Genomic DNA, 9851 nt, shown 5'->3' with positions numbered 1-9851 from the left:
GACGAAACGCGCGACGCTGCGGGGGCGGCGTCGATCCGCCGCGGTCTTCCGCGCACCCCCGGTGGTGAGCCTTGGCCCCCGGCGGGGGTCGTGGCGGCGCCGCGCGTCGGTGAGGGCGTTTCGTCTCGGTCGACTTCGTCGTCCTCGCTCAACGACCAGGGGGCCGCATCGGCTTCGTCGTCCTCGGTAGGGGAGCGGGAGGGGGCCGTATCGGCTTCGGTCGTTGAGCGAGCAGCGGAGCAGCGAGACGAAACGCGCGACGCTGCGGGGGCGGCGTCGATCCGCCGCGGTCTTCCGCGCACCCCCGGTGGTGAGCCTTGGCCCGCGGCGGGGGTCGTGGCGGCGTCGCGCGTCGGTGAGGGCGTTTCGTCTCGGTCGACTTCGTCGTCCTCGCTCAACGACCAGGGGGCCGCCTCGACTTCGTCGTCCTCGCTCGCCGACCGGGGGGCCGTATCGGCTTCGTCGTCCTCGCTCGCCGACCGGGGGGCCGTATCGGCTTCGGTCGTTGAGCGAGCAGCGGAGCAGCGAGACGAAACGCGCCACGACGCCGGAGCCACTACCGCCGCCGCCGCGCTCGTCGACGTCCGCGCGCCGCTCCGGCGTGAGCCCACAGCCTGGAACGGCACTGCACCGCGGCGGATCCCTGCGGTGCAGGCGACGTCCGACGCGGCATCCGCTCGCCGCCCCACCTGGACCCAGGCGATCGCGGGCCTGCTCGGAGCAGCGGCCCTCGGCATCCTGGCCGGCGCGGCCGTCGCCCTCGTGCGCACGCTGCTGAGCCTGCCGTTCATGCAGGACTTCCTCGTCGCGTTCCCCGGCGAGTACGAGCCGGCCGTGCACGTCGAGCCGGGCTTCGCGCCGTGGGTCAACTGGGCGCACTTCTTCAACGTGTTCCTGATGGTGCTGATCATCCGCTCGGGTCTGCGCATCCGCAGCGAGAAGCGCCCGACCGCGTTCTGGACACCCCGCAACAACCCCAAGGGGAAGGTCAGTCTGACGATCTGGTTCCACCAGGCTCTCGACGTGCTGTGGCTCGTCAACGGCGTGATCTTCGTGGTGCTGCTGTTCACGACGGGGCACTGGGCCCGCATCGTGCCGACCAGCTGGGAGGTCTTCCCGAACGCGCTGTCGGCGGCTCTGCAGTACGTCTCGTTCGACTGGCCGCACGAGAACGGCTGGAACAACTACAACGGCCTGCAGCAGATCGCCTACTTCACGACCGTGTTCCTCGCCGCTCCGCTGGCCGCGGTGACGGGTTTCCGCATGTCGGGCATGTGGCCGAAGAACGCCGGACGGCTGTCGAAGGCCTACCCGATCGAGTGGGCCCGCGCGGTGCACTTCCCGGTGATGCTCTACTTCGTCGCGTTCATCGTGGTGCACGTCGCGCTCGTCATGCTGACCGGGTTCCTGCGCAACCTGAATCACATGTACGCCGCGCAGGATGCCGTCACCTGGACGGGGTTCTGGGTGTTCGTCGCGTCGCTCGTGGTCATCGCCGCAGGCTGGGTCGCGGCGCGTCCGCTGGTGATCGCGCCCATCGCGAAGCTGTTCGGCAACGTCTCGGGTCGCTGATCCGCGGTGCTCTGCAGCCTCGCCTCGGGTGAGACCCGCGACATGCTGCGAGACCCACCTCCAGGAGGTGGGTCTCGCAATGAACGGCGGGTCTCGCGGAGCACTGCAGGCTCAGAGCACTGCAGGCTCAGCGCCCCCCGGGCTCAGCGGACGAAGCGGACTTCGGTCAGCGTCTCGCCGAGGAACGGCTCGGTGTGGCTGGCTCCGTCGAGCGCGAAGCCGTTGCGCGTGTAGAAGCGGTGCGCGCGGGGGTTGTCCTCGGCGACCCAGAGGTAAAGCGGCTCGTCGCTCTCGACCGCAGCGTCGAAGAGCTTCTGGCCGATGCCGGTGCCGTGGAACGCGTCGAGCAGGTAGATGAAGTAGAGCTCGCGCATCGACGGCGCGTCTTTGTCGCGGGCGGGACCGGACCCGACGAATCCGACGATCTCGCCGTCGACGAGAGCCGCCTTCATCGTGAAGTCGGGGCCCTGAGCCGCCCAGTGCGTCCACAGCTCGGCCATGCGGCGCGGCGACACCTTCTCGAGGGCGGCCTTGCTGATCAGGTGGTCGTAGGTCTCGTGCCAGCACTGCGCGTGCACGCGACCCAGGGCTTCCGCATCCACATCACGGACCGGACGGACGATGACTTCAGGCTGGGCTTCGGCGCTCATAGCGCGACTCTACGCGCGGCCATCGGGAACAGGAAATCGAGCGGATGCCGTCGCAGGCACCTTTCGAGCCGCTGGAGATGTCGAACAAAGAAATTCGGGTTTCGTGCGCCGAAGGCTACGATCGGATCTCGTGAACGTGATCTGGCGCACCCTGCTCGTGATCCTCTCTGCACGCCGTCGCGTGCGGCGCGGCAAGACACTCGACCCCGCGTCGGTGAGCTCGGTGACTCTGACCACCCTGCCGACGGACATCGACATCCTGCGCCACATGAACAACGGCCGGTATCTCTCGCTGTTCGATCTCGGTCGCTGGGATCTGCTGATCCGCACCGGGCTCTTCGACGCGATGAACGAGCGCGGCTGGTACGCGGTGGTGTCGAGCGAGACCATCACCTTCCGCAAGTCCCTGCAGCTGTGGCAGCGGTTCGAGGTGCAGTCGCGCTTCATCGGGCACGACGACAAGGCGGTGTTCCTCGAGCACCGCGCGGTCGTGCGTGGTGAGGTCTACGCGCGCGCGATCGTCAGATCGCGCATGCTGCGCCGCACCGGCGGCACCGTCAGCAACGAGGAGCTGTTCGCCGCAGTCGGCAAGCCCGAGGGCGTGCCCGAGATCGACGCATGGGTGCACGACTGGGCCGCGGCATCCGCTCTGCCTCCCACCCGCGCCGCCGCGCCGAGCGTGTGGAGCTGAACGTGACGGCTGCATGGGGGATCGATGCGCGTGAGCCCGTGCGCACGCTGCTGGTCGGATGCGGCAAGATCGGCATCCGCCTGGGTGAAGGTCTGATCGCGCGCGGTGGAGAGGTCGTCGCGATCCGTCGCACGGCGCACGGTCTGCCCGACGGGTTCGGCACGATCGCCGCCGACCTCGAGAAGCCGCTCGCTCAGCCGCTCTCCGAGTTCGACTCCGTGGTGATCACCCTGCCGCCGAGTCGCGCCGAGTCGGAGCGGGGCTCGATCTATCCGCTCGCGCTGCAGGCTCTCGCCGACGCGCTTCCCTCGGTGCCGTCGAGGGTCGTGTTCGTGTCGTCGACCCGGGTGTTCGAGGGGCGGCCGGGGCCCACACCGCTCACGGAGTCCGACGCCCCTTCGACGACCACCCCGGGAGGTGCGGCGCTCGTCGAAGGGGAGCGGCTGGCCCGCGAACTGCTGGGGGCCGTGGTCGTGCGGCCCGCGGGGATCTACGGACCAGGGCGCGAATCGGTCATCCGCCGGGTGCTCGCCGGAGACGCCGTGGACCACACGCGGCGAACGAACCGCATCCACGAGACCGATGTCGTGCGGCTTCTCGACGTGCTGCTGCGAGCATCCACGCCACCGGAGCTCGTGCACGGCGTCGACCGCGAGCCGGTGCCGCTCGGCGATGTCGTCGAGTTCATCGCGACGGAACTCGGCGTGGCGCCGCCGCCCGCTGTCGAGCCGGCAGTCGGCGGAGGCACCGTGCTCGACGGGAGCCTGCTGCTCGAGCTGGTCGGCGAGCTGCGGTACCCGACCTTCCGAGAGGGCTACGCCTCGCTGATCGCCGCCCGCTAGCGCCGACCCTCGGCCGCCCCCGGTCACCCTCGCCTGTGCTCGCGACGCGGGGGAGTGCAGCTCCCCGCCCGTCGCTCAACGGCATGCCTGCATCTCGGTTCTAGGCTGAGGCCATGGCAGACACGTCGCTCTCTGCGGATGCCGAATCCGCCCCTCTTGCGGACCAGGCTGTCGCGCTGGCTCGACGCTGGGTGATCGAGGCGGCGGCCGCCGATGTCGATCCGGCCGCCGAGCGTCTCGCCGGGGTTCTGCAGGACAGCAACGGACTTCCGTTCACCCTGGGCTTCGTCGACGGGGTCATGCGCCCCGAGAGCCTCGGCGCGGCGGCATCCCGACTTCACCGGATCGCGCCGATCGTGCCCGAGTTCCTGCCCTGGTACCTGCGGTCGGCGGTGCGGATCGGCGGCGGTGTCGCGCCGATCCTCCCGACACCGGTCGTGCCCATCGCCCGCAGGGTGCTGCGCGAGATGGTCGGGCATCTCGTGGTCGACGCGCGCCCCGCCAAGCTCGGCCCTGCGATCGCCGAGCTCCGCGAATCGGGATCCCGGCTCAATCTCAACCTGCTCGGCGAAGCGGTGCTCGGCGAGAGCGAGGCCCGCCGGAGACTCGACGGCATCCACGACCTCATCCGTCGGGCCGATGTCGACTACGTGTCGGTCAAGGTGTCGGCGATCATCAGCCACATCTCCATGTGGGCGTTCGATCAGATCGTCGACGAGGTCGTCGAGCGTCTGCTGCCCCTGTATCTGACGGCGGCCGGCGACGGCACCTTCATCAACCTCGACATGGAGGAGTATCGCGATCTCGACCTGACGATCGCCGTGTTCACGCGCATCCTCGAGGATCCGCGGCTGCAGGGGCTCGAGGCGGGGATCGTGCTGCAGGCGTATCTGCCCGATGCGCTGCCCGCACTGCAACAGCTCACCGCGTGGGCGCGGGAACGCGTGGAGCATGGGGGCGCGCCGATCAAGGTGCGTCTCGTCAAGGGCGCGAACCTCGCGATGGAGCGGGTCGAGGCGCGCATGCACGGCTGGTCGCAAGCGACCTACGACACCAAGCTCGACACCGACGCCAACTACCTGCGCTGCCTCGACTGGGCGCTGCGCCCCGAGAACCTCGAGGCGGTGCGCATCGGCATCGCCGGACACAATCTGTTCGGCATCGCGTATGCCTGGCTGCTCGCGAACGAACGCGGTGTCGCCACCGGCGCAGCGCCGGGGCAGCCGCTCGTGGAGTTCGAGATGCTGCTCGGCATGGCGCAGGGGCAGGTGCAGGCCGTCTCACGCGAGGTCGGCGAGGTGCTGCTGTACGTCCCGGTCGTGAACCCCGACGAGTTCGACGTCGCGATCAGCTATCTGGTGCGGCGTCTCGAAGAGAACGCCTCGTCCGACAACTTCCTGTCTGCGGCATTCCGCCTCGATCACGACGAGGCGCTCTTCGCCCGCGAACGCGATCGCTTCATCGATGCTCTGCGGCGCTCGACATCGCCGACCCTGCAGGTGGGACCGATGCGCACGCAGGATCGGCAGGCGCCCGTGCACGAGTCCCTGCGCGCCGTGCCGGTCGCGCCGGCGCCCGAAGAGGGCCTCACGCAGGCGGTGCTGGGGATCTCCCGCGGTTCGGAGGACTCGGGAGAGCCGTTCCTCGAGACCGCGGTCTACGCGCCGCGCGAGCTCGAACCGGATGCCGGCGGCACGCGCGGCGACGGGCGCGGCGCGCCGGGCTTCACCAACACGGCGGACACCGACCCCTCGCTCCCGGCCAACCGCGACTGGGCGCGCGAGATCCACGCCCGCATCGCCGAGTCCGACCTCGGCGCCGCGACGATCGACACGGCCCGAGTCGATGAGCTCTCGCACCTCGACGACACGATCACCCGGGTGCGCGACGCCGGAGCGCTGTGGGGTGCGCGCCCTGCGACCGAACGCGCCGAGGTGCTGCTGCGCGCCGCCGCCGCGCTCGAGGCCAGACGGGGCGAGCTGATCGAGGTCGCGGCATCCGAGACGGGCAAGGTCTTCTCCGAAGCCGACGTCGAGGTCAGCGAAGCGGTCGACTTCGCCCGCTACTACGCGGCCAAGGCGAGAGAGCTGGATGCTGTTGCGGGTGCGGTGTTCGAGCCCGCCCGTGTCACCGTGGTGACGCCGCCGTGGAACTTCCCCCTCGCGATCCCCGCCGGGGGAGTGCTCGCGGCGCTCGCCGCGGGCTCAGGCGTGGTCTTCAAGCCGGCGCCGCAGGCCCGCCGCTGTGCCGCCGTGATCGCCGAGACCCTCTGGCAGGCGGGCATCCCGCGCGACGTGCTCGCACTCGTCGACATCGAGGAGGGCGACCTCGGGCGCGCACTCATCTCGCACGAGGCGGTCGATCGCGTCATCCTCACCGGATCGTGGGAGACGGCGGCGCTCTTCCGGTCGTGGCGACCCGACCTGCCGCTGCTCGCCGAGACGAGCGGCAAGAACGCCATGATCATCACCCCGTCGGCAGACCTCGACCTCGCCGTGGCCGATCTCGTGCGCAGCGCGTTCGGGCATGCGGGGCAGAAGTGCTCCGCGGCCTCGCTCGCGATCCTGGTGGGACCCGTGGGGCGGTCGAAGCGGTTCGCCCGGCAGCTCGCGGATGCCACGCGCTCGCTGCACGTGGGCCCGCCCACCGATCCGCTCGCCGAGGTCGGACCGGTCATCGAGCGGCCGCAGGGCAAGCTCGCGTGGGCGCTCACCGAACTCGAGGGCGATGAGCGGTGGCTCATCGAACCCGCGGTGTCGGTCGACGATCCGAGTGGCAGGCTCTGGCGCCCCGGCATCCGCATCGGTGTGCAGCCCGGCTCCCGGTTCCATACCGAGGAGTTCTTCGGCCCGGTGCTCGGTGTCATGCACGCGCCCACGCTGGAACGCGCGATCGAGCTGCAGAATGCGGTGGCCTACGGGCTGACCGCCGGGCTCCATACGCAGGACCCCGCCGACCTGGCACTGTGGCTCGACACCGTGCAGGCCGGCAACCTCTACGTGAACCGGGGCATCACGGGCGCGATCGTGCAGCGGCAGCCGTTCGGCGGATGGAAGCGATCGTCGGTCGGTCCGGGGGCGAAGGCCGGCGGCCCGAACTACCTCATCGGGCTGGGCGCCTGGCGATCGCAGGCGACAGGGCCGGTCTCGAGCACCCTGCACCTGCGAGGACTCGATTCGCGCATCACCGAGCTCATCGAGTCGGCTCAGCCCTCTCTCGGCTACGAAGCGTTCGAGTGGCTCAGGCGGTCGGCGCTGTCTGACGCGCTGGCATGGGACCGCGAGTTCGGTCAGGTGCGCGACGTCTCGCACCTGGGCGTCGAGCGCAATCTGTTCCGCTATCGGCCGGTGCCTGTCGAGATCAGGGCCACGGCGGATGCCGGCTGGCAGGAACTGCTGCGCGTCGTCGTCGCGGCCGTGCGTGCCGGGGCAGGCTTCGTTCTCTCGACCCCGGTGGGGCTGCCGCCCGAGGTGAGGCGCGCGCTGGGCGACGTGGGGGCCACGGTCTTCATGGAGAGTGACGACGAGTGGATCCAGCGGGTGCGTCGTCGTGCGGAATCGGCGGGAGTGCTCGACCCCCTTCGCGACGCTCCGACTCCCGATCGCGTGCGGCTCGTCGGCGCCCGCTCGTCGGTGGCGGCGCTGCACCGGGCGCTCGCGGTCGCCGTCGAGGGCGACCCCGACCTCGCGGTGTACGACGGCGAGGTCACCTCGGCCGGACGCATCGAGCTGCTGCCCTTCGTGCACGAGCAGGCCATCACGATCACCGCGCACCGCTACGGCAACCCGGATGACTGGAGCGCCGAGGTCATCTGACGGTGCGCGGAGCATCCGGGGTCTGGGGCGCGCGAGTCCGCGGCCGGGGTCTGGGGCGCGCGTGTCCGCGGCCGGTCTCGCGTGTCCCGGGGTTTCGCGCAGGGTGGTTTTCGCCCCTTTCGCCCCTTTCGCCCCTTTCGTGGCGAGCGGGGCCAGTTTCGCATCCCGGATCACCGATTCGGATGCGGAACTGGCCCCGCCCGAAACGGGGCGTGCGGAACTGGCCCCGCCCGAAACGGGGCGTGCGGAACTGGCCCCGCTGAAACGGGACAGGGGGGCATCGGCCGTGCGGCATCCGAGGGTGTAAAGAATTCTTGACACGACGGATGCCGCAGGCGTACCCTCATGTCAAGAATCTTTGACATGGGAGTCAGCATGGTCTACGAAGAGCGCAACGCCTGGGCAGGCCTCATCGTCGGCGCGCTCGTGATCGGCGGGTACATCGTCGTCATGCTGCAGCAGTCTGCCGACAGGCCCGTGACCGAGGTCGACTGGCTCGCGCCGATGCTCTGGACGATCGGCATCGGCATCGCGGCGACGATCGCCCTCAGTGTCGTGTGGGGCCTCATCGCCGGCGCGAGGGACCCCGACGGCGTCGGCAGGTCCGACGTGCGCGACCGCGACATCAGCCGCATGGGCAGCCGCGTCGAGCAGGCGTTCGTCGTGATCGCGGGGCTCGGGGTGATCGCGCTGTGCGCAGTGGGCGCCGATGTGTTCTGGATCGCCAACACCATGTTCGCGGGCTTCGCCGTCTCGGCGATCGTCGGGGGCATCGCCCGGGTCGTCGCCTATCGTCGGGGCCTCGTCTGATGGTCAAGCCCACACTCGTCTCCAACCGCATCCGCGCGCATCGCGAGGCCGCGGGGCTCACGCAGGCCGAGCTCGCGCGCAGCATCGGCGTCACTCGGCAGACACTCATCGCGATCGAGCAGGAGAAGTACTCTCCGTCGCTCGAGCTCGCCTTCCAGATCGCGCGGGCCTTCGGGGTCGGCCTGGACGATCTCTTCCAGTACCCCGAACCGACCGGGAAGGATGCCTGAGATGAGCGAGACGCGACCCGTGGACGGTGCGCCCGCCGGCTCGATGCCCGCGTGGCGACGGGAGACCTATGGCACGGCCGACGGCGTGCGGCTCGAGCAGATCGCCGTGCCGGTGCCGCGGCGCGGCGAGGTGCTGCTGCGCGTGCATGCCACCGCGCTGAATGCCGGAGACGTGCGGCTGATGCTCGGAGACCCCCTGTTGGTGCGGCCCGTGTTCGGCCTCACCCGGCCCCGGCATCCGGTGCGCGGGATGGATGTGGCGGGAGAGGTGGTCGCCACGGGCCAGGCCGTCATCGGCGCCGAGGTCGGCGAAACGGTCGTGGGCGAGCTCGTCGGCGGCGGAGGCCTCGCCGAATACGCCACGGTGGCGGCATCACGGCTCGTGCCGATCCGTCCGGGGGTGAGCGCGGTGGCCGCCGCGACGCTGCCGATCGCCGGCGGCACGGCCTGGCAGGCCCTCGACCTCGCCGGTGTGGGCCTGGGTGACGGCCCGGCCGCGCGGGAGCGGGAGCGGGTAAAGCGGGAGCGGGAGCGGGTACTCGTGATCGGAGCATCCGGCGGTGTCGGCACGTTCGTCGTGCAGCTCGCCGCGCTGCGGGGAGCGGAGGTCTGGGCGACCTGCGGCGAGCGCAACGTGCCGCTGGTCGAGCACCTCGGCGCGGCGCACACGCTCGACCATCGGCGCTCACCGCTGTCGGAGCTGCCGGCGTCGCATTTCGACGCGGTGATCGACATCGCCGGCGGCGTCGACCTCCGTGAGCTGCAGAGGCTGCTCGTGCCCGGCGGCTCGGCGGTGCTCGTGGCGGGCAACGGCGGTCACGTGCTCGGACCGGTGCCGCGGATGCTCGAGGCGGTCTACCGCTCGATCGGGTCGACGCGGCGCATCCGCCCTCTCGCGGCGACCCCGCGCCCCGAGGTGACCGCCAGGCTGCTCGATCTCGTCGCCGATGGCCGCGTCACTCCGGTGATCGAACGCGAGTACGGCTTCGACGAGGCATCCGCCGCACTCCTGCACCTCGAGGCGGGGCACACCGTGGGCAAGCTCGTCGTGCACGCCGCCTTCGAATAGCGCACTGTGCAGATTCCGCCACCCGAAAACTGCACAGTGGGCGATTCGAAGCGGGCGGGGGCGCTCTGGCGGCGTGCAGGCAGCGGATGACAGAATGGATGCCGGCGTGCTCGAGTCGCATCTTCCCCGGCCTCCGCTCTCGATGAGCGAACCGGGTCGAAGGACCGCCGGG

Annotated in this window: 8 protein-coding genes; 7 read left to right on the top strand and 1 reads right to left on the bottom strand. The window is 70.5% G+C overall.

Annotated features, from left to right (window positions below; genetic code table 11):
* Nucleotides 1-648: 648 nt before the first annotated feature.
* Nucleotides 649-1572 (top strand): cytochrome b/b6 domain-containing protein, encoded by a 924-nt coding sequence (locus tag AC3WS6_RS00135; RefSeq protein ID WP_492499045.1) that lies wholly within the window; start codon nucleotides 649-651, stop codon nucleotides 1570-1572.
* Between the two features lie 143 nt (nucleotides 1573-1715).
* On the opposite strand, the gene AC3WS6_RS00130 is transcribed toward AC3WS6_RS00135, so the two are convergent.
* The gene (locus AC3WS6_RS00130) at nucleotides 1716-2222 is read right to left on the bottom strand and encodes a GNAT family N-acetyltransferase (protein WP_492499044.1); all 507 of its coding nucleotides are present in this window, start codon (nucleotides 2220-2222) and stop codon (nucleotides 1716-1718) included.
* 130 nt (nucleotides 2223-2352) lie between these two features.
* On the opposite strand from AC3WS6_RS00130, the gene AC3WS6_RS00125 reads away from it, so the two are divergent.
* From AC3WS6_RS00125 to AC3WS6_RS00100, 6 genes are all read left to right on the top strand, one after another.
* Complete coding sequence (locus AC3WS6_RS00125; RefSeq protein WP_492499043.1) at nucleotides 2353-2913, top strand: acyl-CoA thioesterase; 561 nt, start codon at nucleotides 2353-2355, stop codon at nucleotides 2911-2913.
* 2 nt (nucleotides 2914-2915) lie between these two features.
* The gene (locus AC3WS6_RS00120; protein WP_492499042.1) at nucleotides 2916-3755 is read left to right on the top strand and encodes a sugar nucleotide-binding protein; all 840 of its coding nucleotides are present in this window, start codon (nucleotides 2916-2918) and stop codon (nucleotides 3753-3755) included.
* Between the two features lie 113 nt (nucleotides 3756-3868).
* Nucleotides 3869-7570, top strand: coding sequence for a proline dehydrogenase family protein (locus AC3WS6_RS00115; protein ID WP_492499041.1), 3702 nt, complete (start codon nucleotides 3869-3871; stop codon nucleotides 7568-7570).
* 363 nt (nucleotides 7571-7933) lie between these two features.
* Entirely contained in the window at nucleotides 7934-8380 is a 447-nt protein-coding gene (locus tag AC3WS6_RS00110) for a hypothetical protein (protein WP_492499040.1), read from the top strand.
* Complete coding sequence (locus AC3WS6_RS00105; protein WP_492499039.1) at nucleotides 8380-8610, top strand: helix-turn-helix transcriptional regulator; 231 nt, start codon at nucleotides 8380-8382, stop codon at nucleotides 8608-8610. Before AC3WS6_RS00110 ends, AC3WS6_RS00105 begins: the two co-directional genes overlap by 1 nt.
* Before the next feature lies 1 nt (nucleotide 8611).
* Nucleotides 8612-9679, top strand: coding sequence for an NAD(P)-dependent alcohol dehydrogenase (locus AC3WS6_RS00100; protein WP_492499038.1), 1068 nt, complete (start codon nucleotides 8612-8614; stop codon nucleotides 9677-9679).
* Nucleotides 9680-9851 lie beyond the last annotated feature (172 nt).

This window comes from Microbacterium sp. EB106-03-03-XG65, from assembly GCF_058791955.1.
Note: the sequence above shows the minus strand (reverse complement) of the source record. Positions and strands in the feature narration are given on the sequence as shown.